The organism is Cohnella sp. GCM10027633 (genome assembly GCF_042675445.1).
Lineage (GTDB): Bacteria > Bacillota > Bacilli > Paenibacillales > Paenibacillaceae > Cohnella.
On the sequence record NZ_JBHTGV010000002.1, the window covers coordinates 827,050 to 851,341 of the forward strand.

The following is a 24,292-nucleotide window of genomic DNA, read 5'->3' on the forward strand; positions in this document are numbered from 1 at the left end:
ATTGCGATCGACGCGTATGATACGCGCGCTGGACGTGCACGCGGCGGGTTGGCCGCTGCGCGTCGTCTTCGACGGTTCGCGCGATGCGGCCGGGGAGACGTTGGGCGAGAAAGCGGAGCGCCTATGGAAGGGAGCAGGATCGCCCGTACGTTGGATTCAGCGGGAGCCGAGGGGGCATGCCGCGCTGCGGGTCGGCGTCATCGTCGCTTCCGGGACTGCGGACGCCGGATTGCTCGTATTCGATTCCGACGGGCCTTGTCCCGCCGACGAGATGGATGCGTTATGCGCCGCGGCGGCGCTCCGGGAAACCGGTACGGTCGCGGGCGACGAACCGGTCGTGCTGGAGACGTCTGAACGACGGATCGGATTAGGTGCCGAAGACGCGCGGGGCTGGCGAAGCGCGGAAGGCACGGTAACGCTGCATGGCGGCATCGGGACAATCTCGTGGCTGTCCCCAGGGAAGACGCCGCAAGGGGATTACCACGGGGCTATTCGCTATGAGATCGATAATGCAGCCGCATGGGGCATCCCGTTCCGATCGGAGCACGCGGCCCGGCTCGAGCGCTTGTTGCTCGCCGGAAGCACGAACGGCAAGAAAGCCTACTTCCTCGAAGAGACCGGGGACGGAACGAAGGGGACGACGATCGCGCTCGCCATGGCGGGTCGAGACGGGAAGCCGTTGCGGGCGCCCGAGGGAGGGGCGGCGGGAGCCGCGCTCGCGATGCTGCACGGCCGAGATTCCGCGCTCGTCGCGTCGTCGGTCCGCATTCGCGCCCTGTCGGGAGGATGGTTAGAGGGAACGGTTTTGTCGGCGGAGGCGGGAGAGACGGGCTTTCCGACGCTTCGATGGGAGCTTCGTGCCCGCGCGCGCTTGATCGCGTCGTGCGAATTCGTGCTCGATCCCGCGGATCCGTTCGCGGATGGCTTCCTGCTGCGTTAACGCGCCGCGCGACCGGGACCCCGCGAACCGGTCGCGACCGGCTTGCAAAAATACGCTTGCAAATCGAACGGGTCGATGTTATAAAGAGGTTAGCAGTTTCTAAACGTTTAAATATCGAGCGGAAACCGCAATCCCTCATTCAGTCCCCCTCTTCAAGTAGCGTAACGCCTCCGAGAACCTGCAAACATGCCTTAATGCTTACCCAGTGCGACTTTTCCCATGACAACAGATGCCTTTGCTATCGCCGAGAGCGATTGCGTCAACACACATCGCCATTTTCGACGTTTAATGAGATAAACGTTTAGATTACATGATTCGAGCGATCGTTCCGTCCTTCATTTCGAATTTATGGAAATGTAAGCGGTTTATTTGTTGACTCCGGATTCTTAACAGACCTGCGGAGTAAGCGATAAAGGAGGTGATGGATGGAAGCTGACGAGAAGCCGGAGACGTATCGGTTAGAGAAGAAAGGGACGAATACGAACGAATAAGGAGGCATTATTAATGATTCCAAGACTGACGGCAATACAAATCCCGAAGCGCGCGTTATGGTTATGCGCCTTCCTGGGAGCGGCGTTGCTATGCATCGCGCTGTTCCCGAGATCGGCATCCGCGTACACGCTCACGAACGGCACGTTCGACGTGCAGACCGGGACGCACGGGGAGATTACTTCGCTGAAGCTCGTCGGGGATAGCTACTCGACCAACTACGTCATGAACGCCACGAACGCGCCGCAGCAGAACACGTCCGACCATCAATGGCTCGGCGAGCTGATGTTCAAGTACCGTCTGGGCACGGGCACTTGGCAAACCGCGCTGACGCAGAGCTCCGCGGACGGACGGACGCAGAGCCAGAGCGGGACGACCGCGACGATCACGTACCAGAACTCGACGAACGCGAACGGAGTCAAGAACTTCAAGCTCGTCAATACCTACTCCCTCGTGAACGATTATTTCCTGTGGCAAATCCAATTGACGAACACGAGCACGCAGACGATCGAATTCGGAGACGTCGGGCTGCCGTTGCCGTTCAACGAATACTGGTCCGGCGGCGGCAACGAGCAAATCTACGAGACGAGAGTCGTGACGCACTCCTTCGTCGGCAACAACGGCTCCTATATTACGGCCGGCAGACCGAGCGGTATCGGTTCTTACCTGCTCATGGTGCCGGACGCTTCGACCGGAGCGGGCTTCGAGTACCAGGACCGCTGGAGAATCGAGGAGCATCCGGGCAGCAAGTGGGCCGGCGAACAAGGCGGTTGGTCGGAAGGGCTTAACGTGTTCTACATCCACTCCAACGTCATCAAGAGCACGAACCGCGGCTATTTGCCGAACACGAGCCTGACGCTCGCGCCGGGCGCGAGCAAGACGTACGCGTTCAAGTTCTTCAAGGTAGCGAACGAGAACGCGGTGAAGGACCGTCTGTACAGCGAAGGCATGGTCGACGTGACGGCGATTCCCGGCATGATCGTGCCGACGAACCAGACGGCGAAGTTCGACCTGCATACGTCGAAGATGATCACCTCGATCACGGCGCAATATCCTTCCGAGACGACGATCACGTCCCTCGGCACCACGGGCACCGACCACAAGCTGTATTCGCTGACGATGAGCCATCTCGGACCGAACCTCATCACGGTCAACTACGGCAGCGGGGAGAAGACGGTGCTTCAGTTCTACGCGATCGAGCCGATCGCCGACGCCCTGCAGCGGCATTCCACGTTCATGGTCAACAGCACGCAGTGGAACGTGCCGGGCGACATCCGCGACAAAGTATTCGACGACTGGATGATGCAGAGCAACAGCAAGCGCAACGTCTTCAACGGCTATTGGGGATGGGGCGACGACTGGGGTTACACGCACGGCCAGTTCCTGGCGGAGAAGAACGTGCAGACGCCGGTCGCGTCCGAAGTCACGGCCGTCGACCAGTACTTGCACACGGCGATCTGGACGAACCTGATGGCGACGAACCATACCGACTATCTGATCTACGACTTCCTGATGCCGCCGCCGAACACGACGCCGACGTACCGCGGGTACGCGTATCCGCACATTTACAACACGTACTTCAGCATGTATAAGATCGCGAAGCTGTACCCGGATCTTATCACGTACCAGAACACGAGGCAGACGTACCTGTCCCGCGCGTACAACATCTTCAAGGCGCTGTACGACGGACCGGTCGCTTACAACTGGAACACCGGCTTGATGGGCGAGCAGACGACGCCGGAGCTGATCAAGGCGCTGCAGGACGAAGGAATGACGTCCCAAGCGAACGACGTCATCGCGAAGATGGCGACGAAGTACAACAACTTCTCGAACACGACGTACCCGTACGGTTCGGAGTACAACTACGACAACACCGGCGAGGAAGCGGTCTATATGCTCGCCAAGATGAACAACAACACGACGATGATGAGCAAGATCAACGCCAAGACGCGCGCGACCCGCGGCCACATGCCCGTATGGTACTACTATGCGGACCCGGTCACGATCACGGGCGAGAACTGGTGGAACTTCCAATACTCCGTATCGCTTATCGGCTACGCGATGGACGATTGGGTTCGCAACTATTCGACGAATCCGGAAGTCGAGCAGCGGATGACCTACGCCGCGAAGATCGCCAACGTGAGCGCGATCAATTCCGGACAGATCAGCTCGGATCCGGCGGACATCGGCGCCGTCGCTTGGACGTATCAAGCGGAGAAGGGCAACTATCCGGCGCTCGGCGTCGGCGGAGGCGCGCTGCAGAACGGCTGGCGCGGCATGTCCGGCGAAGCGGACCTCGGCCTGTTCGGCGCGATCCGGATCTTGAGCTCCGACGTCGCGATCGACCCGATCTTCGGCCTGTACTGCTACGGCTGCGACGTAACCGACAGCGGCGGCAACTATAGCATCGTGCCGAAAGACGGCGTCAATCAGAAGCTGAACTTGATCACGCAGAAGCTGAACATGACGATGGAGCGCGACAAGTATACGGCGGCAACGGTCTCCAAGACGAAGAACTACGTCAACTTCACGCTTCAGAACACGACCGTAGGCAAGGCGCATACGACGAGGGTGACGTTCAAGGGACTTGCCGCGGGCACGTACCAAGTGCTCGTCAACAACGCGGTCGTCGGTTCGGTCACCGCGACGGCGACCGGCACGACGACGGTCAACCTCAGCATCGGCACGGCGGCTTCCTACGATATCAAGCTGCAGCAAGGCGCGGCGGTGAATAGCCCGCCGGTCGTCGACGCGGGCTCCAACGCGACCATCGCGCTGCCTGCCTCGATTACGCTCTCCGGCACGGCTAGCGACGACGGCTTGCCTAGCGGCAGTTCCGTAACGACGGCTTGGAGCCTGCAAAGCGGTCCGGGAACGGCTTCGATCGCGAGCGCAAGCTCGCTGAACACCACGGCGACCGTGACGGTACCGGGTACGTACGTGTTCCTGCTGTCCGCCAGCGATTCCGCGCTGTCGGCAACGGATACGGTAACGATTACGGTGAACGCGCCTCTCGCCGACCAACTCGTTCGTTACCAATTCAGCGAATCGAGCGGCACCTCGGCCGCGGATACGTCCGGCAACGGCAAGACGGGCACCTTGAACGGCGGGGCTTCGTTCGCCGCGGGTCAATCCGGCAATGCCGTCACGTTGAACGGCACGAACGGCTACGTCAGCATGCCGAGCGGCATCGCCAACGGAGCGACGAGCGTGACGATCGCCACGTGGGTGAAGGCGACGAGCCTTAGCAACTGGACGCGCATCTTCGATATCGGCACGGGCACTTCGAACTATATGTTCCTGTCGCCGCAACCGGGCGGCGCGGGTCTTCGCTTCGCGATCACCAGCAGCGGCAACGGATCGGAGCAGCAGATCAACTCGACGACCGCGTTCCCGACTGGCGTATGGAAGCACGTCGCGGTCACGATTTCCGGCTCGACGGGCAGATTGTACGTGGACGGCGTGCAGGTCGGCACGAATACGAGCATGACGCTGACGCCTTCGAGTCTCGGCAACACGACGCAGAACTGGATCGGCCGGTCGGCATTCAGCGGCGATCCGTACTTCAACGGCCAGATCGACGACTTCCGCATTTACAGCAGAGCGCTCAGCGCTTCGGAGATCAGCGCGTTGGCGGGCGGCGTAACGCCGTCTTCCGACATCGCGCCGCAAGCGACCGCGACGACATCGTACGTCTCGTCTTGGGAGAGCTTGACGGGCTTGAACGACGGTTACACGCCGACGAGCTCGAACGACCGCGGCCATCCGGTGTACGGCAACTGGAACAACCCGAACACGACGCAATGGGTGCAATACACGTGGAGCTCGGCGCGCACGATCTCTTCCGTAGACGTGTATTGGTTCGACGATAACGGAGGCATCGATCTCCCTGCCTCTTATACGATCCAGTACTGGAACGGCAGCGCATGGACGAACGTAGCAAGCCCGTCCGGTCTCGGCTTGCTGGCGAACCAGTACAATACGACGACGTTCACGCCGGTCTCTACGACGCAGCTGCGTCTGAACGTGACGGCGAAGTCCACGACGTCTACCGGAATCGAGTCTTGGAAGGTATACGGCAGCTAAGAAGGCCGCCTAGCGGCAACGCGATAAGCCGCCTCCTCGCGGAGGCGGTTTATTGAATGTTCAAATGCTTGCGGTAGTAGGCGTTACGGTAACCGGTAGGAGTGAGGCGCTCGTATTTGCGGAACAAGCGGATGAAGTATTTCTCGTCAGGAATGCCGACCGCGTGCGCGATCTGCTTGACGGTCCGGTTGGATCCGGAGAGCAGGGATTTCGCCCGGGACAGCTTCTGCGCGACGATGTATTCCTGCAGGCTCATCCCCATCGCCCGCTTGAACAATCGCGACAGGTAGTCCCGGTTGTAGCCGAATCGATCGGCGATTCCCGAGGCGGCGAGCGGTTCCGACGCATGGACGCGGATCCATTCGACGATGTCCGAGACGAGAGGGTCCATGGCGGATGCGGCTTCCGCCGTCATGCCGGCTTCGGCTTGCTCGGCGAGTTCAAGGATCAACGAGGTCGCGACGTAGTGCAGGGCATAGGGATGGTGAAGCTTCGAATTGGCGAGATGCTGCAGTTGGCCGAACAAGATCTCGATGCGATCGAGACGGCCGCTGCGGAAGAAGACGGGCAAGTAGATATCTTCGTGCTTGGAGGCGATGTATTCGTTGGATTGCCTTTGCCGCCGGACGATCGCGGAACGTTCTTCTCCTGAAATCCGGTTCGGGCCATGGCATAGATAATGCAGCCAATAGAACGAGAGCTCGCCTTCGCTAGGGTCGCAGCCGGCGTGCGTCTCTCCCGGCAACAGAAGCAGAACGCAGCCCGGACCCACGGCGTAGCGCTCTTCCCCTTGCCGCATATGAAGCGTCCCTCTGACGCCGATGATAATCTCGTAGCTGTCGAGCTCGCGCCGGGAATGCGTCCAGGGAGCGGCGGAGACGAACTGCCCGGCGGACAGAAATTCCACCGGCTGCTTCACGTCGGCGTTCCAATATCGCAAGCGGATTCGCTCCTCTCGGCAATCGAGATTATCGACGGCAATCCGTCTTAAGAAGATTAAACTATACGCCCTCGATCTTTGGCAAGCTAAACGATTAGATCGATTAAATGCCGTATTCGACGAACATTGCGGCATTCTCTTGCTATAATCGCATGCGAATGATATAACAAAATCAATATTCTATCTAAACGTATCAACGGAGGTGACGTTGGCTGTGGCGGAAAAGGTAGGCATTAAAGAGATCGCGGCTAAAGCGAACGTGTCAATCGCCACCGTCTCTTACGTATTGAACGGCACTCGCAACGTGCGCCTGAAGACGAAGGAGAGAGTGCTTCAGGTCATCGAAGAGCTGAATTATAAGCCGAACGACATCGCCAAAAGCCTCAAGAGCAAACGGACGAACACGATCGGCGTCATCGCGGAGGACGTGACCGTATTCAACGTGCCCGAGATCATCGACGGCATCAACGATTACGCGGACCGACACGACCTGCACATCGTATTGACGAACCTGCGTCTGCATAAGCGGGTCGGCCATAACTACTCGAACGTGGACGCGTATCGCAAGTACGCGGCGAACGCCGTATCCGACCTGATGGCCAAGCAAGTCGAGGGAATCATCTACGTCGGCATCCACCCGCGCGACGTGACCGGTCTCATCAATACCCAAGGCAAACCGATCGTCTATACGTATTGCTATACGCAGAACGACCTGTCCATCCAGTATAACGACGAGCAAGCCGCATACGATTCCGTTCATTATCTGCATCGCATGGGCCATCGCCGTATCGCGGTTATCACGGGGCTCATGGATTCGACGCCTTCGCGATTGCGGTTCAACGGTTATTACAAGGCGATCATGGAGCTCGAATTGCCTTTCGAGCCTCAATACATCAAGGTCGGCGACTGGGGGTTGGAGTCGGGACTTCGCGTTAGCAAGGAGCTGCTGGAATTGCCCGAACCTCCGACGGCCGTGCTCGTCATGAACGACGTCATGGCGGTCGGAACGCTTCGCGCGGCTCGGGAGAAGGGCGTCAACGTCCCCGAACGGCTGTCGATCGTCGGCTTCGACAATCGGGAATTCAGCGACTACTTGCAGCCAAGTTTGACGACGATGGATTTGCCGCTTCACGAGATGGGCTATTCGTCCATGAAATCGCTTATGCGAATCGTTAACGGGGAAGAAGCCGATTCGGTGCAAGGACCGTTATGCGTGCTGCTGGAGAGGGAGTCGGTCGCTCCGCCGAGCGGCGCCGCGACAAGCTGAATCGACGGCAATCGCCGTGCGACGGCGGCAAAGCGCCAGTAAACCCATCCGGATGTCGCCGTTGCGGCCGAAGGATGGGTTTTCCTTTGCTTTCCGACCAAAAAAAAGAAAAATAAGCGCTTGCATAGAAACGGAAAGCTGTGTTATAACAAAGTTGTAGCAAAATTAAACGTTTAGATTTTGAAAAAACGCACGAATACAAAAATGAATTTCCGCTCTAAACCAGCTTATCGAATCGATGTAACCGCTTCCCCTTGATCAAAGGAACACCGACCCCTAGGCAAGACTCCCCAAGAATCCGTTCCTTTTATCTCCTGAAGATAAACGTTTAGACAAATTCCGATCCACTCGAATATTCGCGCCGATCATGCCGCAACGGCGACGACGCGAAGTATCGGACCTAGGCAACGGTGTTGAACGTTCGGCTCGGCAACCAGGCATGGGCAATCTCGTCGGTCGAACGGTTAGACATATAAAAAGGATTCAAATCACGAAGGGAGAGCGGGGCAATGAAAGCAGGAAAAAGACTTGGGGTAGGTCTTCTCGCGACCGCAATGACGATCGGCGTTATCGGTTGCGGAAACAACGGCAACAACGAGACGAATGCGTCTCCATCGGCGGAATCGTCGAAGCCGGCGGAAACGAAGGCGGCAGAGACGAAGCCGGCCAATACCGAGAAAGTAAAGATCACGTATTCGATGTGGGGAAGCGCCGAAGAAGGGAACGCGACCCAAGCGGTAGCGGACAAATTCAACGCATCTCAAGACAGAATCGAAGTCGAGGTCATGGCAATCCCATGGGAGAACTACATGACCAAGTTGAATACGCTTGCAACGGCGAAGCAGCTGCCGGATACGGGAATGATGCGGGAAGACGGCGTCATTCAATGGTCCTCCCAAGGCATGCTGAACGACGTAAGCGCCATGTACGAAGGAAGCGACAGCAAGCCGCTGGATAGCCTGGCTTACAAATATCAAGGCAAACCGGTCGCTTACGCGGCCGCCAATGAAATCCTTCTTCTCTACTACAACAAAGACATGTTCGACAAAGCGGGCGTGGCTTACCCGCCGTCGGTGCTCGACCAAGCGTGGACATGGGACGAATTCGTCGCGACGGCCAAGAAGCTCACGAACGACAAGAACGGCAAGCATCCGGGCGAAGACGGCTTCGATTCGCAGAGCATCGTTCAATTCGGCGCATCGGTCGAGAACTTGCCGTGGCAGCTGGAAACATGGGCTGTCGGCAACGGCGGCGGCTTCTATAACGAAGACGGAACAGAGGTAAGAATCGGCGAAGACGCGAGTATCGAAGGCATTCAGAAGATCGCGGACCTCTACTTGAAGGATCACGTTGCTCCATTGTCCGTCGGACAGACGGACGACGGCATCCAACGCACGATCATCGCCGGCACGGTCGCCATGGCCACCAACGGCCAGTGGAACATCGGCACGAGCTTGAATACGGCGAAGGAAGCCGGCTTGAAGTACGGCGTAGCCGTCCTGCCTTACATGAAAGAGAAAGTAACGCTCAATACCGGCGGCGCCAACGTCGTCTTCTCCCAGACCAAGCATCCGGAAGAAGCGATGGAATGGCTGAAGTGGTACACCTCCGAAGAGAACAACTGGGGACTCATCAGCTCGGGCATTTGGATGCCGGTACTGGAGAAGTGGTATACGGACGAAACGTTCACCCGCAAGTGGGTCGAGAATCCGAACTTCCCTCCGTACGAAGAATACAAGTCCGCTGTCGTCGATTACGCGGGATCTTCCGCGGCAAGACCGGCTTCCTGGTTCTTCACGAACAACACGACGGAATTCAATACGCTGCTCGGCTCGGTGCTAGGCGACGTGTGGACCGGCAAGACGACCGCCAAAGAAGCGATCACGAAAAATCTCGATGCATTGAAAGCGGCCAATAAAGGCGCGAAATAAAGGATAGGAAGGATGACCGCCCGGGCGTCGCATGCGGCGGTCATCCTTCAAACATGAGGTGGGGGAGCGAGATATGGAAACCTTCAATAAACCGCTGAAACGCCGTTCCCGCATTCATGCGAGCGAGCAACGCGTAGCTTACATCTGCTTGATACCGGCCTTTCTCGGGCTGTTCTTCCTGACATACGCCCCTCTCGTCGGGGTGCTCGGCATCAGCCTGACGAACTGGACGGGGTTGGCCAACCCCGAATTCATCGGCTTAGACAACTATATCAATCTATTTACCGAAGACCCCTATTTGAAAGATTCGATTATCGCAACGCTCTATTTTGCGTTCTTATCCGTAGCCGGAAGCATGATCTATTCGCTGTTCATCGCGTTGTTGCTTAACCGCAAAATCCCTGCGAGAGGATTTTTCAGAGCCGTATTTTACGTGCCGTTCGTTCTGCCGGCAGTTGCCATATACGTAGGGTGGTCTTGGCTGTACGAGGCGAATTTCGGATTCTTCAACTATGTGCTCTCCGAGATCGGATTGAACAAAATCCTGTTCATCGCGGATTCCAGCTACGTCGTACCGTCGCTGTCGCTGATCGCGGTCTGGCTGTCCGGGAACTTGATCGTCATCTTCTTGGCCGGTCTTCAGAACGTTCCGGTCTCCTACCATGAAGCGGCGGAGATGGACGGCGCGAACGGATGGCAACGGTTCAAGCATATTACGCTGCCGTGCATGACGCCGATCATCTTCTACAATCTGCTGATGAGTCTGATCGCGAATCTCCAAGTCATTACGCCGGCGCTCGCTCTGACCAACGGCGGCCCGGGCAACTCTTCGAGGTTCATGACCTATCTGATGTACGATCAGGCGTTCGTCAATTACAGGCTGGGCTATGCCTGCGCGACGACCTTCATCATCTTCGCCATCCTCGCCGTCTTCACGACCGTGCTGTTCAAGACGTCGAACAAATGGATCTTCTCCGAAGGAGGCGACGAAAGATGAGCGAAATCGCATACGGCCGCAGACTTAAGAGCAAGCGGCGCAGCGAGCAAATGGCGAACCTGATCTCGATTCTGGTCGTCCTGTTCTTCGCCGTTCTCGTGCTATTCCCGATCTGGTGGATCTTCCGTACGTCCCTCATGACGAACGCCGAGATCTACAGATTCCCGCCGGCTCTGCTGCCGGAAAATTGGCTGTTCTCCAACTACGAGAAAACGCTGAAAGTATTCAAGTTCTGGCAATACCTGTGGAACACGATGGTGATCATCGTTCCTTCCTGCTTGGCGGGAACGTTCACGGCCACCTTATGCGGTTATGCCTTCGCTAGGCTGAAGTTCCGCGGCAAAAGCTTCATCTGGGCGCTATGCGTCGGTTCCATGTTATTGCCCGTCATGGTAACGCTCATTCCTCTGTACATCGGCTGGACGCGCGGCTTGGGGCTCCAAGACAGCTACTTGCCGTTGATCCTGCCTTACTTCTGCGGCGGCGGGGCGTTCAACATCTTCCTGATCCGTCAGTTCATCCTCTCCATTCCGAGAGAGCTCGACCAAGCGGCTACGATCGACGGGGCGGGATACTTCCGAATCCTGTTCAGCATCATTATGCCTGCTATTAAGCCCGCGATGATCGTCGTCGCATTGTTCATCTTCATCGGCCTATGGAACGATTTGCTCCAGCAGATGATTTACATCAATTCGAGCGACAAATACACGATCGCGTTGGGGCTTACCAACTTCAGAGGTCAATTGAAGTCGGACTGGTCGTTGACGATGGCGGCCACGTGCCTGTCCTTCGCCCCCGGCGTCATCTTCTACCTGATCGGCCAGAAGTACTTCGTCGAAGGAATCACGATGACCGGCATCAAGAGCTAGGCCTGAACGAAATAGAAAAATAACTTAGTGTAGTCAAGCGGGGAGGACCGACTGTGAGTATACCATCTACGCAGATACCGTCTTTAAGTCGGGTGCTGATTAGCGACCGTTTCTGGTTGGAATACGTCGATCTCGTGCGGGACGTCGTCGTTCCCTATCAATGGGAAGCGCTGAACGACCGGATTCCGGAAGCGGAACCGAGCAGCGCCGTCCGCAACTTCAAGATCGCGGCGGGAGAAGAGCAGGGAGAATATTACGGCATGGTGTTCCAGGACAGCGACGTCGGCAAATGGCTGGAAGCGGTCGGCTACTTGCTCGCTTCCAAGCCGGATCCGGAGCTGGAGCGGGTCGCGGACGAAATGATCGATACGTTGGCCAAAGCGCAGCGGATCGACGGATACCTGAATACGTACTTCACCTTGAAAGAGCCGAACGGGCGATGGACGAACTTGGCCGAGTGCCACGAGCTCTATTGCGCGGGCCATCTCATGGAAGCCGCCGTGGCCTATTACGAAGGCACGGGCAAGCGGAAGCTGCTCGACGTCATGTGCCGGTACGCGGATTACATCGACTCCGTGTTCGGTCCGGAGCCGGAGAAGATGCAGGGCTACGACGGGCACCAAGAGGTAGAGCTGGCGCTCGTCAAGCTGTACAAGGCGACGGGCAACGACAAGTATTTGAAGCTTAGCCGCTTCTTCTTGGACCAGCGCGGCGCGAAGCCGAACTTCTACGAGCAGCAGCTCGAGGAGCGCGGAGGTCAAATTCACTTCAAACATCTCGATATCGCGCATAAGCTGGCGTACAGCCAATCGCACTTGCCGGTTCGCGAGCAGGATACGGCCGAAGGCCATGCGGTGAGAGTCGTCTACATGTGCGCGGGAATGGCGGATATCGCGAAGGAGACCGGCGACGACGGCATGCTCGAGGCAAGCCGCAGATTGTGGCGGAACATCGTCGACAGACGGATGTACATTACGGGCGGTATCGGATCGATGGAGCACGGAGAAGCGTTCACCTTCGATTACGATCTTCCGAACGATACCGTCTACGCGGAGACTTGCGCGTCGATCGGCTTGATTTTCTTCGCCCACCGGATGCTGCAGCTGGAGGCGAAGAGCGAATATGCGGACGTGATGGAGCGCGCGCTGTATAACACCGTCTTAAGCGGCATGTCCAAGGACGGCCGGCACTTCTTCTACGTGAATCCGCTCGAGGTCTATCCGAAGGCTCACGGCAAGAACGCGATCTACGACCACGTGAAGCCGGAGCGGCAAGGCTGGTTCGGCTGCGCCTGCTGTCCGCCGAATCTGGCGAGGCTGCTCGGCTCGCTGGGCAAGTACATCTATTCCGCGCAAGGGAATACGCTGTATACGCATCTCTACATCGGAAGCCGGATTGAATGGGAGACGACGGACGGTCCCGTCACCGTCGAACAGGAGACGCGATATCCGTGGACGGGCGACATCCGGTTCCGCGTGTCGGCGGCTCGGCCGTCCGAGTTCTCCTTGGCGCTGCGCGTTCCGGATTGGTGCGACGACTACGTGATCCGCGTAAACGGAGCGATCGCCGGCGACGAAGAGATCGAACTCGTCGACGGCTACGCGACGATCGCAAGACGCTGGAGCGACGGCGACGCGGTCGAGCTCGTCCTGAATATGGCGACGAAGCGCATGTACGGCCACCCGCTCATTCGCCAGGTCGCCGGCAAGACGGCCATTCAGCGCGGGCCGCTCGTGTATTGCCTGGAGGAAGCGGACAACGGCGCGGATCTGCACGAGGTCGTGCTGCTTAAGGACGGGAAGCTCGACGACGGCTTCGAAGCCGGGCTGCTCGGCGGCATCGGAACCGTGACGGCGGAAGGCGTGCGGATGAAGCGCACCGTCAAGGAAGGCAGACTGTACGAGCCGGACGTATCGTACGAAGTCGAGCCCGCGAGTCTTCGGTTCATTCCGTATTACGCTTGGGCGAACCGCGGCCAAGGCGAGATGGCCGTCTGGGTGCGCAGTCTATAGCGGTTACGGGCAAGAGATAGGAAGCAAGAGGGAGGCTGCACTCGAGGGCGAAGAGCCCCGAGGCGGCCTCTCTTCGCGCGTTCGACCGGGTGCCGGCCGGGTAATCCGCTCCGAAATGGTGTATGATGAAGGAGAACGCATACGGAGAACGAAGCGGAGAAGATAACGTGGGAACGGAATGGTTGCTTGGACTTGTCGAGATCATCTTGGTCAACATCGTTCTGAGCGGAGACAATGCGGTCGTCATCGCGATGGCTTGCCGCAGGTTGAAGCCGGAGCAACAGAAGCGGGCGATATTCTGGGGGACGTTCGGAGCCGTGTTCCTGCGGTTGATATTAACGTTCGTAGCGGTCTATCTGCTCGAAATCCCGATGGTGGAAGCGATCGGCGGTCTATTGCTGCTATACATCGCGATCAATCTGCTCATGGGCGAAGAGGAAGAGGGCGCCGAGAAGGACGGGCTGTCCGTCGGACAAGCGATCCGGACGATCGTCATCGCCGACCTCGTCATGAGCTTGGATAACGTCGTCGCGGTCGCGGGCGTAGCGGACGGAGATTGGTCGCTGATCGGCATCGGTCTTGCCGTCAGCATACCGCTCATCATCTGGTGCAGCCAACTGCTGACGAATCTAATGAAGCGATTCCCGATCATCGTCTTGCTGGGCGCCGGATTGCTGGCTTATACGGCAGCCGAGATGATGATCAAGGACGAGATGATCGATCGCTGGTTCCATCCGTGGATGTCGGCGCTTCATTACATCGTCCCGATCGTGTTCACCGCGGGGATCTTGCTGCTCGGCATCGCGAGAATGAAGAAGAACCGCAAAAGAAACCTGCTCGAAGGACATTAAACGGTAAAAGGGGCTGTACCAAAAGTCATTTAGATGACTGAGGGCTGCCCCTTAATACTATTTGTTATCGATTTAGATTTTGGCGGGCATGTATCTCCTTCCGGTGTCTGTTGCCATCGTGAATTTTTGAATGGGTAACCTCGTAACGAGGTAAATTCACGACTGCAAAGGCCAACGCTCCGCTCCTACAGGAGATACATGCCCTCTTTTCTTATCGATAAATGATTCAAGTGATCGCCGGTAGACAGCTGCACAGCTGTTCTCAATGCGAGCGAATCTCCTTTTGGGACAGTTCCTTTTTGATTTATTCGATGAATAAAGAGGATATGTATCTCCTGAAGAGCGAAGCGCCTGCTTCTTACGGTTGTGAAATCCCCTTATAACGGGGTTACTATTCAGATTTCACAATCGTAACGGCAGCGTAAGGAGATACATATCCTCAAAGACTTACATCGATAAAAGATAGCTATCCCTTAACCGCGCCGGCCGTCAGTCCTTCGAAGAAGTACTTGCGCATCGTGGCGAAGAACAGGATCGGTGGGATGAGCGCCACGTTCAGCATCGCGAAGATGCCGCCGAGGTCGGACGCGTGCGAGCTTGTGAACGAGTAGATCGCGAGCGGCAGCGTGCGCTTGCTCTCGGACGTGATGAACAGGAGCGGCATGAGGAAGTCGTTCCAGATGCCGATCGACGAGATGACGGCGAACGTGATCGAGACCGGCTTCATAAGCGGGAAGATCATCGCCATGAACCTGCGGTAATACCCGCAGCCGTCGATCGTCGCCGCTTCGTCCAGCTCGCGCGGAATCGTCTTCACGAAGCCGCTGTAGAGCAGGACGCCCATCGGAATCGCTTGGGCCGCGTAGATCAGGATGAGGCCGTAGGCGGAGTTCGTGAGTCCGAGGCTCTTGATGATCGCGTACAGCGACACGAGGCTGGAGCCGACGGGAATCATCATCGCGCTCAGGAACAGCAAGTATAATCCGCCGAACAGCTTCTCCGAGCGGCGCCCGATGGAGTAGCTCGCCAGCGACGTGACCGCCACGGCGATGGCCATCGAGACGACGGTGATGAAGGCGGAATTCCATAAGCCGTGAACGACTTCCTTGCTCTTGAACACGTTGACGTAATTCGTCCAATACAGTTGCTCGGGCACGAGCACGACGCGATTGATCTCGGCGGTCGTCTTCAGGCTGGATACGAACACGTAGAGCACGGGAGCGCCGATGAACAGGACGACGACGAACACCAACGCGAGGCCGAGCGTCTTCATCGCCCGATCGGTTCGAAGGGCCATTAGTACTCGACCTCCCTCTTGTTCGTCAATCGAAGCTGAACGAGCGTAACGACGGCGATGAACAGGAAGAACACGATGCCGATCGCGCTGGCGACGCCGAACCGTTGATATTGGAACGCGTTGTCGTAGATGGACATGACGACCGACTTGGATGCGTTCGCCGGACCGCCGTTCGTCATGATGAACGGCAACTCGAATACCTTGAGTCCGCCCGTGATGCCGATCATCAGATTCATCGTGACGAACGGCATCAGGAGCGGGAACGTGACGGAGCGGAACTTGCGGAAGCGGACCGCGCCGTCCATCTCCGCGGCTTCGTGGATTTCCTTCGGAATGCTATTCATGCCGGACAGGAAGATGATCATCCCCATGCCCGTATATTGCCAGAGGTTAACGAAGACGAGAGAGTTCTTGACGACGCTCGGGTCTCCGAGCCAATCCCGGCTCAAGGCTTCGAGCCCCCAAGCTTCGAGATAATGGTTCACGAGGCCGGTATATTGCAGCAGCGAGCTCCAAGTGAGACCCACGATAATCGGGCTGATGACGGCTGGAATATAGATGAGCGTCACGACGAGCTTGTTGCCCTTGAATTTCTGATGGCAGATGACGGCAAGCGTCAGTTGGATCACGGTACCGAGCATAATGCTGAAGACGGCGAAGTAAATCGTATTGAAAAATACTTTGCGGTTCTCCGCCTCCGAGAACACCTTCTTGAAGTTGTCGAAGCCGACCCAATTGTACGATTTGCTATAGCCGTTCCAATCCGTCAGCGCGTAGACGAACGTCTTGACGAGCGGATAGTAGACGAATACGAGAAACAGCAGCAGGGCGGGGATGACGGAGATCGTCGCGTACATCCATTCTTTGCGTTTCAATAGAGGCATGTTCATTCGTGCAGCACTCCCTGCCGTTCGATGAGGTGGAAGAAGGACAGACACGCGGTCGCCGTCTGTCCTTCTCTTGTTCCTGCATTACTTGATCGCTTGATCCTTCAGCTTCGCGAACTCCGCGTCGACGCGGGCGAGCTCGGAATCGACGGATTGGCCGGCCAGCATGTTCTGATAGCTCGCCCATGTGATGCTGTCCCATGCCGGCGGGAACGTAACGGCACCCGCGGAGAAGTGGTATTGGACTTTGGACGCGTCGGCCGCGAGCGCCATGAGCGGCTCCAGTACGGGATCCACCTTCACGGCGACGCCAGGCAGCAGCGTTGTCAAACCTTGGCTCTCGAGATAAGGCGTCAGGTTCTCTTGCTCGAGGAAGAAGTTGTACAGCTTCTTCGCCGCGTCGGCGTGCTTCGTTTGCGCGTTGACGCCGATCGAACGGTCGGCGGCGCCGAGCAAGTGCAGCTTGCCGTTAACCGGCGCGTAAGGATACACGAAAGCGCCAAGCTCGAATTCGTCTTTGTTGGCGTTCTTGATCGGATCCAGACCGGTCAGCCACGGGCCTTGCGGAATCATGGCCGCGTTGCCGTCAACGAAGTATTGCACGCTCTGGTCGTAGGTGAGCGTCAAGCTCGGCTTGGCGACGATGCCTTCCTGTACCCACTTGCCGAATTCCGCGAACGTGTTCTTATATAGGTCGGACGGCTTTACTTCGCCGTTGTACAGCGCTTCGTTATACAACGGCGTGTTGCCGAAGTTCTCCGCGTTGCGGTAAGGGTCGAACATGATGCGGAACGGCCAGCCGTCCTTGCCTCCGAAGACGACGGGCTCTTTGCCGTCCGCCTTGATCTTCGCCGAGAGGGCGTAGAACTCTTCCGGCGTCGTCGGCGGCGTCAGGCCGAGCTTCTCGAAGTACTTCTTGTTGTAGTAGATCGGCCACAGCTCGCCGCCGCCGTTCACCATGGAGCCGTAGATTTTGCCGTCGATCGTGTAGTAGTCCGTCAATTCCTTCGATTGCTTCAGCGCCGCCGTGCCCGCCTCTCCCGAGACGTCCATCAGCCAGCCTTCCTTGACGTAGGAAGCGTATTGCGCGGATTTCATGAACAGGTAGACGTCCGGTCCGTCGTTGGACAGGAACTTCGTCTTGAGCAGCTGGTCGTACTTCTGTCCGTCGAGGACGGTATCTTCGACCTTGATGTTCGGATACTTCTTCATGAACGCTTCTAGAATCGGTTTGTCTTCTCCCTTGGACATCCAGGACACGTACTTCAGCGTCACTTGCTCGTCGCTGCTTGCGCTCTCCGTCGCCGCTTGGCTCGCGCTCGGCGATGCCGCGGGCGAAGCGCTCGCTCCCGAATCGTTATCGTTGCCTCCGCAAGCCGTCAAGCCGACCGTCAGCGCCCCCGCGAGCAGCGCGGACATGGTTGTGCCCCTCTTGAATTTCATTCGATATTCCCCCCGTGAGAAGTGTCGATGCAGGTTCTTGTCTCAATATACAATCGTCTCCGGAATGCGGATAGGAGGATAACGTTGCGAAAAGGTGGAAACGGTTACGAACTTTCGCGGATCGTCGTTTCTATCGTTGTCCCGCTCCCGAAATGCATATAGAATGAGGACAAAGCGAATGGCAGACGGGAAGGGGACGACCGATTGGGCAAGCCGAAGCAACTGCTGTCCGCCGTGCGGAAGCCGTTCCGCCAAGAAATACGCTATAAGCTGCTGCTGTTCTTCGTCGTCTCGACGCTGTTGCCGGTGCTGTTCTTCGGACTCGTGTCCTACCGGATATCCTCGGGCATCGTCGAGAACGACTTCGTGCGCTACAAATCCCGGATCATCGACCAGATCTCGCGCAACCTGGACGAGAATATCAGCTATCTGATCCGCCAGTCTACCTATGTCTATCCGAATCTGCAGGACGTGTTGCAGGTTCTTACGACCGAGACGGACGAGATCAACCTGACTTACATGGAACATTATAACCGCTTGTCCGACTTTCTGGAGACGTTATTGCAGAGCAACGACCGGTTCGATTCGATCGCCTTGTTCTCGCTGAAGGGCGAAGTGAAGTTCTTCTCCAATAAGAGAGGCATCGGTTCCCTGAACCTATACACCGTGGAGAACGAAGCTTGGTTCGAGGAGACGCTCGCCAATCGGGGCGTGCCGCTCTTCCGCGAGCCTCATATTAACGCTTATCTGAACGTGACCGGCGAAGAGAGCGAGCCCGTCATCTCCGTGTCGCGTTCCGTGCTCGACATTACGTCGCAAGGGAACGAGCCGAAAGGCGTGCTCGTTATCGATCAGAACATGGGCCGCATTAAGCAACTGTTCGCGAACGCCGAGACAGACGAGGACGAGACCGTACTCGTGCTCGGGAAGGACGGTACGCTTATCTACGCCAACCGGCCGGAATCCGACGGGTTGATCGGGCGGCTAACCTCTCGTCTGGGCGGCATGACCGCCGCGTCCGGTTCGTTCAACGATAAGCTGGAAGGCAAGCAGTCGATCGTCACGTACCGGATCTCGCCGGACTACGGGTGGAAGGTCGTCTCCGTGCTGCCCGTCGCCGCGCTGAAGGAGAAGAGCGCGTACTTGAAGCAGACGACGCTGCTGCTCTCGATCGTGCTCATGGTCATCGCGCTGGTCATGTCGCTCTTCTTCTCCCAGATGATCACGAAACCGCTGAAGAAGCTGATGGGCTCGTTCCGATCGTTCCAGCGAGGGGACTTCTCCACGCGGATTCAGATCAACCGGGAAGACGAGCTCGGCATGATCGGAGATACGTTCAACAAGATGGTCGCCGACTTGAAGGACCTGATCAACAGCAAGTACGAGCTGACGATCCTGCGCAACGAGTCGGAGCTGAAGGCGCTGCAGAACCAGATCAATCCGCATTTTCTGTACAACACGCTATCCTCGATCAAGGCCGTCAGCGACAACGGCGACTCCGTCAACGCTTCGATCATGGTCCAGCACTTGTCCGATATGTTCCGTTACAATCTGGGCAAAGGAGATTTCATCGTCCCGTTCTACAAGGAGCTGGAGTATGTCCAGAGCTACTTGTACCTGCAGCAGATCCGGTTCTCCGACCGGTTCTCCGTCCATTACGATATCGACGAAAGGTTGCTGGAGGCGCCGATTCTCCGCTTGACGCTGCAGCCGTTCATCGAGAACGCGATCTACCACGGACTGGAGCTGAAGCGGGACAAAGGGGAAATCCGCGTCACGGCGCAGGCGTTCGAGGATTGTTGCCTGATCTACGTCTACGATAACGGCCTCGGCATCGAACCGGAGAAGCTGGAGAGGATCAATCGGAGCTTGGCGGACACCCGGTTCGACCAAGAGACGCAAGGAGGCGGGGAACGCATCGGCATGTCGAACGTGCACGCGCGCATCCGTTACTTCTTCGGCCCGGCTTACGGCGTCGAGCTGTCCAGCAAGCTCGGCTCGCATACGATCGTCAAACTCACATTGCCTTATCGGCTGAAGGATTGATCTTATGAACGTATTGGTCATCGACGACGAGACGCTGGTACGGGAGTCCGTCGCCATGCAGCTTCGCAGGATGGACGTCGGCTCGGTCGCGGAGGCGCGGGACGGCATCGAAGGACTGGAAGCGCTCAAAGAGGGCGACTACCAGCTCGTCGTCGCCGATATCCGCATGCCGGGCATGGACGGTTTGACGTTGATGGCCGAGGCGAGAAAGCTCGGCATCGAGGCTTCGTTCGCGTTCATCAGCGGCTACGATCTGTTCTCCTACGCGAAGCAGGCCGTGCAGTTGGGCGCGATCGATTACTTGCTGAAGCCGATCAAGGAAGCGGAATTGCTCGCCGCCGTGAACGCCGTCCGCCAGTCGCTTCGCGACCGGGAGCAGCGCCAGGAATCGCTGTCCAAGATGGAGGCGATCGCCCATCAAGGCATTCAATCGATGCGCAAGCAACTGATCCGTTCGCTGACGCGGGACGACTCGTTCGGCGAAGCCTACGTGCGCCGCAAGTTCCAAGAGCTCGACATCGGTCTGCCGCATGCCGTCAGCAACGTCTTGTGCCTGAGCATCGACAACTACACGAAGCTGGCGCACGAGCTCAGTCTACGGGAGCGCGAGTTGATCAAGTTCTCCGTCGAGAACATCGCGGCGGAGTCGCTCGCTTCGCAAGGCGTCGCGAATTGTCCGTTCGACACCGACGACGGAATCGGCTTCGTGCTCAACTACGACGAAGACGGGAAGGACGGAACGGCCGGGCTGAGACGGATCGGCGAAGCGCTGCGCGTCTTGGTAGAGCGATACGCGAAGCGGACGGTGACGGTCGGCATCGGCGTCGGCATCCGGGAGCTGCACCAGCTCAAGCGCTCGTACGAAGCTTCGCAGAGGGCGATTCTCCAGCGCCTGATCCGCGGCGGCAATCAAGTGTACGCCGCGGAGGCGCGCGGTCCGGAGAACGGAACGGCCGCCGGCGCCGTTCCGCTGCGGACGGAGCAGGCGCTGCTGAGCGCCTTCGAGCGGAAGGACCGGCAGCTGGCGCGGGAAGCGGTCGACGCGCTGCTCGAGCCGTATCGGGGGCCGGCGGCGGGAGAAGACGCGTCTTCGTTCACGCGCCTCAACTTTCAGTTGATTCTGATTCTGTTCAAGCATCTGAGGCAGCTCGGACTGCAGCCCGAGGAAGTGCTGGGCGAGGAGTTCCTGCTCACGAGGGAAGTCAACGCCTGCGACAGCTTGGCGCAGGTGTCCGAATGGTTCTCGGGCAAGCTCGACGCGTGCTTCGACGCGATGGCGGAGGCGGCGGGCAAACCGAAGGGCGGAAGCGCGAACGGCGCGCTCATGGAGAAGGCCAAGCAGTATATCCGCGCGCATTTCGCCAGCGACGTCACGCTCGATTCCGTCGCTCAGCACGTCAACTTGAGCCCGTCCTACTTCAGCACGCTGTTCAAGGAAGAGACCGGGGAGAACTTCCACGCCTTCCTGCTCGACCATCGGATGAACGTCGCCCGCGCGCTGCTGAAGGAAGGCGTCTACAAGGCGAACCAGGTCGCGGGCATGGTCGGTTTCCAGGACGAGAAGTACTTCTACAAGGTGTTCAAGAAGATGACGGGATACACGCCGAGCGAGTACCGGCAGTTGTGAGATCTGTGTCACTTAGTATTAACCGATGATAAAAGAAGGACATGTATCTCCCGAAGAGCGAAGCGTCTGCTTCTTACGGTCGTGAAATCCCCTTGTTACGGGGTTACCATTCAGATTTCACGGCCGTAACAGCAGCGTAGGGAGATACATGTCCTGCAAAACTTCCATCGATAATAAAGTAGGGGTTATCCCTTGATCGTCTCAGACGACTTTGGGAGAACCCCATGTTTGATTTTAACCGATCAACCCTTGAACACGTCCCGAATCGCTTCCAAATACCCGTACCCGTTCTTCGTATCCGGCTCCAAGTAGCTGCCTTCCGTCCATTCGTTCCACGAATTGATCGTCAGAATGCGCGGACTCGTATTCGCCTCGATGAACGTCTTCGCGTAGACGAGAGCCTCTCGGAACGCCGCCGGCGTGTTGTCGACCAGAATCGGCGTATGCGGATAGCCGATATCGTCGAGTACGTCCGATTGGACCGTGCGCGGGCTTGCGTCCCATCCCATCGAGACGTTCGGGAAGTACGGCAGCTTGTATTCCGACGTGAACGTCGCGAAGTTGCGTAGCGCCAGATCCCGGTATTCCGCGTAGTCGCTCGCCGGGAAGTTCGGAATGGCGTCGTGATGGATCCAGACGTACGACGTGATGCTGTCGAAGCCCAGCGCGTCCAGGAACCCGTTGACGTCCTCGATCTTCTCCTCGCCCGGCAAGTTGGCGATGCCCCAGACGACCGCGTTGAGATGCAGCTCCCCTAAGCCGGCCTTGCGGACGCGCGCGCGGAACTCGTCCAGAATGCGCCGCACCTCGGACAAGTCGCCGCCCAAGCCTTTGACGAGATTCATCAGCTCGTACACCGAGAAGTAGAGACCGCCGTTCACCCTCCAATACGACGGATGCCCGAAGTACTTCTCGATCATATAGTCCGTCGCCTCGACGAATTGCCGCTCGACGACCGTCCCTTCCGCGACGAGCGGAAGCGGCTTGTGCCGAGTCGCGGGCATGATCTCGATCCAATCGTGGTTCGCCCACATGAGCGAGAACTTCAGCCTGTCGTTGTTGGAAGCCCGCAGGAATCCGCGCTCCAGCGCTCCGTGCAGGAACGGCCCGTTATCGTACCAATACCAGTCGAAGATGAAGCAGTCGACGCCGTGGTCCGCGGCCGCGTCGATTTTGCGCGCCATGGCCTTCGGGTCGGCTTCGTCCTCGAATCCCCAGAGCGGCACCTTCGGCTGATCGTGGCCCGGGAACCGCGGAGTCGCGGCTTTCATGAGCGCCCATTCGTTCCAGCCCTTGCCGTGCCTGCGCTCGTTCGTCTCGTCGATATGATAGTTCGGAAAATAATAGACCGCGACTTCGGTTCTGTTCGTCATCGGAATCTCCTCCTTCGTTCTCTTCCTTCATTGTAGACGGGAGAGAACGCGATGGCTTTGGACATTCCAACGCGAGTTGTTGTACGATTCAACGCGGCTTATGCAAGGAAGCTGCATAGCTCTTGGGCGACATGCCTTCGAGCTTCTTGAACAGCTTGCTGAAGTAGTGGATATCCTCGTAGCCGACGAGCGCCGAGATTTTTCCCACGGAGTGGGTGCCCGCCTGCAGCAGTTCCTTCGCCTTCTCCATCCGCAGATGGGTCAAGTATTCGAGCGGCGTTCGGCCCGTCGCCTCCTTGAACAGCTTGCGGAAGTAATTCGGCGAGAAATGCCCGATTCGCGGGAGCGCCTGCAGATCGATCGGTTCCGCATACCTCGCTTGCATATGGCGGATCACTTCCGCGATCTCCGCCCGGTGCGCCGATCGGCGGCTAATGCCGTCTCCCGTGGCGAGATCGCCGACCATGGCGGCAAGAATCTGAAGCAGTTGCGCGCGAAGCAGAAGCGGGTAGCCGGGGGGCTTGGACGCGAACGTGCGCGCCATCTGGTCGAACAAGGAAATGTACGTCGACAGATCCGAAACCTGCATTCGATGCGGGAACCAGACTTCGTCGATCTCCAGCGTCGGGCGGTCCGCCAGTTCTTCCTCTACCGGAATCGCGTCCAGATTGAAGTAGTCGTGATTCACGTACACGTCGAACGGAGAGAAGTCCAGATGCTCTCCCATGTAAGCGAGATCGAAGTGGACGGCGAAGTAGCGGAAATGTTTGCCTTTCGGCACCCAGTACGAATGTCTCTGGCGAGGCCGGATGAACAGCAAATCGCCTGCTTCGGCCTCGTACGTCTCGTTGCCCCATTCGAACGCGCAAGCGCCCGAAGTAACGAGGACGATCTCGTGATCGTAGATGATTCTCGTCGGTATGCGATAATCGTCGCCGCCCGCGTTCTCATGCACGAATCGGACGTAAGGCGACAAGCTCAGGAAGTCGATCTTGCGAGCGGAAGGGGATGCAGAATGTTCCATGTCGGCCGCGGCAACCTTTCGTGCCCATATACGTTTATGATAGCGCACGGAATAACGTCTGCAAAGCGCCGCAAGCTCATATCTTATAGGGAACGCCGACGATTTGCGCGAAGAGGGCAATAGGCGTACAATTTTCATAGAATCGTATATTCGTAGACTTGGCCATCTGGTAAAATTGGGTAAAGCATACCGAAGGCCAATACGGGAAGCGGG

Annotated in this window: 15 protein-coding genes and 1 pseudogene; 10 read left to right on the forward strand and 6 right to left on the reverse strand. The window is 57.8% G+C overall.

Annotated features, from left to right (window positions below; translation table 11 throughout):
* Position 1 precedes the first annotated feature (1 nt).
* Together ACFQZG_RS07980 and ACFQZG_RS07985 are read left to right on the forward strand one after the other, a co-directional pair.
* Positions 2–940, forward strand: a complete 939-nt coding sequence (locus ACFQZG_RS07980; protein WP_378151154.1) for a proline racemase family protein — start codon at positions 2–4, stop codon at positions 938–940.
* A 504-nt stretch (positions 941–1,444) separates the two neighbouring features.
* Positions 1,445–5,077, forward strand: a pseudogene (locus ACFQZG_RS07985) (DUF5695 domain-containing protein); the annotation flags it as partial.
* Between the two features lie 487 nt (positions 5,078–5,564).
* Here the strand turns inward: ACFQZG_RS07985 and ACFQZG_RS07990 are convergent.
* Entirely contained in the window at positions 5,565–6,455 is an 891-nt protein-coding gene (locus ACFQZG_RS07990) for a helix-turn-helix transcriptional regulator (protein ID WP_378151158.1), read from the reverse strand.
* A 214-nt stretch (positions 6,456–6,669) separates the two neighbouring features.
* Here ACFQZG_RS07990 and ACFQZG_RS07995 point away from each other — a divergent pair, with 214 nt between their 5' ends.
* The 6 genes from ACFQZG_RS07995 to ACFQZG_RS08020 all read left to right on the forward strand — a co-directional run bounded on the left by ACFQZG_RS07995 (position 6,670) and on the right by ACFQZG_RS08020 (position 14,382).
* A complete protein-coding gene (locus ACFQZG_RS07995) occupies positions 6,670–7,722 on the forward strand; it encodes a LacI family DNA-binding transcriptional regulator (RefSeq protein ID WP_378151160.1) in 1,053 nt (350 codons plus the stop codon).
* Between the two features lie 509 nt (positions 7,723–8,231).
* Positions 8,232–9,653 carry an ABC transporter substrate-binding protein gene (locus ACFQZG_RS08000; protein ID WP_378151162.1) on the forward strand — a complete coding sequence of 474 codons (1,422 nt, stop codon included), beginning with the start codon at positions 8,232–8,234 and terminating at the stop codon, positions 9,651–9,653.
* Between the two features lie 73 nt (positions 9,654–9,726).
* Complete coding sequence (locus ACFQZG_RS08005) at positions 9,727–10,650, forward strand: carbohydrate ABC transporter permease (RefSeq protein WP_378151164.1); 924 nt, start codon at positions 9,727–9,729, stop codon at positions 10,648–10,650.
* Positions 10,647–11,519, forward strand: coding sequence for a carbohydrate ABC transporter permease (locus tag ACFQZG_RS08010; protein ID WP_378151166.1), 873 nt, complete (start codon positions 10,647–10,649; stop codon positions 11,517–11,519). The genes ACFQZG_RS08005 and ACFQZG_RS08010 overlap by 4 nt, the downstream gene beginning before the upstream one ends.
* A gap of 53 nt (positions 11,520–11,572) precedes the next feature.
* On the forward strand, positions 11,573–13,531 hold the full coding sequence (locus tag ACFQZG_RS08015) for a glycoside hydrolase family 127 protein (protein ID WP_378151168.1): 1,959 nt from the start codon (positions 11,573–11,575) through the stop codon (positions 13,529–13,531).
* Positions 13,532–13,698: 167 nt separating this feature from the next.
* Positions 13,699–14,382, forward strand: a complete 684-nt coding sequence (locus ACFQZG_RS08020) for a TerC family protein (protein ID WP_378151170.1) — start codon at positions 13,699–13,701, stop codon at positions 14,380–14,382.
* A gap of 466 nt (positions 14,383–14,848) precedes the next feature.
* On the opposite strand, the gene ACFQZG_RS08025 is transcribed toward ACFQZG_RS08020, so the two are convergent.
* The 3 genes from ACFQZG_RS08025 to ACFQZG_RS08035 all read right to left on the reverse strand — a co-directional run bounded on the left by ACFQZG_RS08025 (position 14,849) and on the right by ACFQZG_RS08035 (position 18,009).
* A complete protein-coding gene (locus ACFQZG_RS08025; RefSeq protein WP_378151172.1) occupies positions 14,849–15,679 on the reverse strand; it encodes a carbohydrate ABC transporter permease in 831 nt (276 codons plus the stop codon).
* On the reverse strand, positions 15,679–16,569 hold the full coding sequence (locus ACFQZG_RS08030) for a carbohydrate ABC transporter permease (protein ID WP_378151174.1): 891 nt from the start codon (positions 16,567–16,569) through the stop codon (positions 15,679–15,681). The genes ACFQZG_RS08025 and ACFQZG_RS08030 overlap by 1 nt, the downstream gene beginning before the upstream one ends.
* 81 nt (positions 16,570–16,650) lie before the next feature.
* The gene (locus tag ACFQZG_RS08035) at positions 16,651–18,009 is read right to left on the reverse strand and encodes an ABC transporter substrate-binding protein (RefSeq protein WP_378151176.1); all 1,359 of its coding nucleotides are present in this window, start codon (positions 18,007–18,009) and stop codon (positions 16,651–16,653) included.
* Positions 18,010–18,213: 204 nt separating this feature from the next.
* Here ACFQZG_RS08035 and ACFQZG_RS08040 point away from each other — a divergent pair, with 204 nt between their 5' ends.
* Together ACFQZG_RS08040 and ACFQZG_RS08045 are read left to right on the forward strand one after the other, a co-directional pair.
* Entirely contained in the window at positions 18,214–20,055 is a 1,842-nt protein-coding gene (locus ACFQZG_RS08040) for a cache domain-containing sensor histidine kinase (RefSeq protein WP_378151178.1), read from the forward strand.
* Between the two features lie 4 nt (positions 20,056–20,059).
* The gene (locus ACFQZG_RS08045) at positions 20,060–21,682 is read left to right on the forward strand and encodes a response regulator (protein ID WP_378151180.1); all 1,623 of its coding nucleotides are present in this window, start codon (positions 20,060–20,062) and stop codon (positions 21,680–21,682) included.
* A gap of 242 nt (positions 21,683–21,924) precedes the next feature.
* On the opposite strand, the gene ACFQZG_RS08050 is transcribed toward ACFQZG_RS08045, so the two are convergent.
* Positions 21,925–23,055 carry a glycosyltransferase WbsX family protein gene (locus ACFQZG_RS08050; protein ID WP_378151182.1) on the reverse strand — a complete coding sequence of 377 codons (1,131 nt, stop codon included), beginning with the start codon at positions 23,053–23,055 and terminating at the stop codon, positions 21,925–21,927.
* 88 nt (positions 23,056–23,143) lie between these two features.
* Positions 23,144–24,079 carry a helix-turn-helix transcriptional regulator gene (locus ACFQZG_RS08055; protein WP_378151184.1) on the reverse strand — a complete coding sequence of 312 codons (936 nt, stop codon included), beginning with the start codon at positions 24,077–24,079 and terminating at the stop codon, positions 23,144–23,146.
* Positions 24,080–24,292: the final 213 nt, after the last annotated feature.

What these genes read in the sequence shown, in the direction of transcription:
- ACFQZG_RS08055 (WP_378151184.1), bottom strand. Translation starts at nt 24,079, where the DNA reads ATGGAACATTCTGCATCCCCTTCCGCTCGCAAGATCGACTTCCTGAGC.
- ACFQZG_RS08050 (WP_378151182.1), bottom strand. Translation starts at nt 23,055, where the DNA reads ATGACGAACAGAACCGAAGTCGCGGTCTATTATTTTCCGAACTATCAT.
- ACFQZG_RS08030 (WP_378151174.1), bottom strand. Translation starts at nt 16,569, where the DNA reads ATGAACATGCCTCTATTGAAACGCAAAGAATGGATGTACGCGACGATC.
- ACFQZG_RS08035 (WP_378151176.1), bottom strand. Translation starts at nt 18,009, where the DNA reads ATGAAATTCAAGAGGGGCACAACCATGTCCGCGCTGCTCGCGGGGGCG.
- ACFQZG_RS08045 (WP_378151180.1), top strand. Translation starts at nt 20,060, where the DNA reads ATGAACGTATTGGTCATCGACGACGAGACGCTGGTACGGGAGTCCGTC.
- ACFQZG_RS08010 (WP_378151166.1), top strand. Translation starts at nt 10,647, where the DNA reads ATGAGCGAAATCGCATACGGCCGCAGACTTAAGAGCAAGCGGCGCAGC.
- ACFQZG_RS08000 (WP_378151162.1), top strand. Translation starts at nt 8,232, where the DNA reads ATGAAAGCAGGAAAAAGACTTGGGGTAGGTCTTCTCGCGACCGCAATG.
- ACFQZG_RS08005 (WP_378151164.1), top strand. Translation starts at nt 9,727, where the DNA reads ATGGAAACCTTCAATAAACCGCTGAAACGCCGTTCCCGCATTCATGCG.
- ACFQZG_RS08025 (WP_378151172.1), bottom strand. Translation starts at nt 15,679, where the DNA reads ATGGCCCTTCGAACCGATCGGGCGATGAAGACGCTCGGCCTCGCGTTG.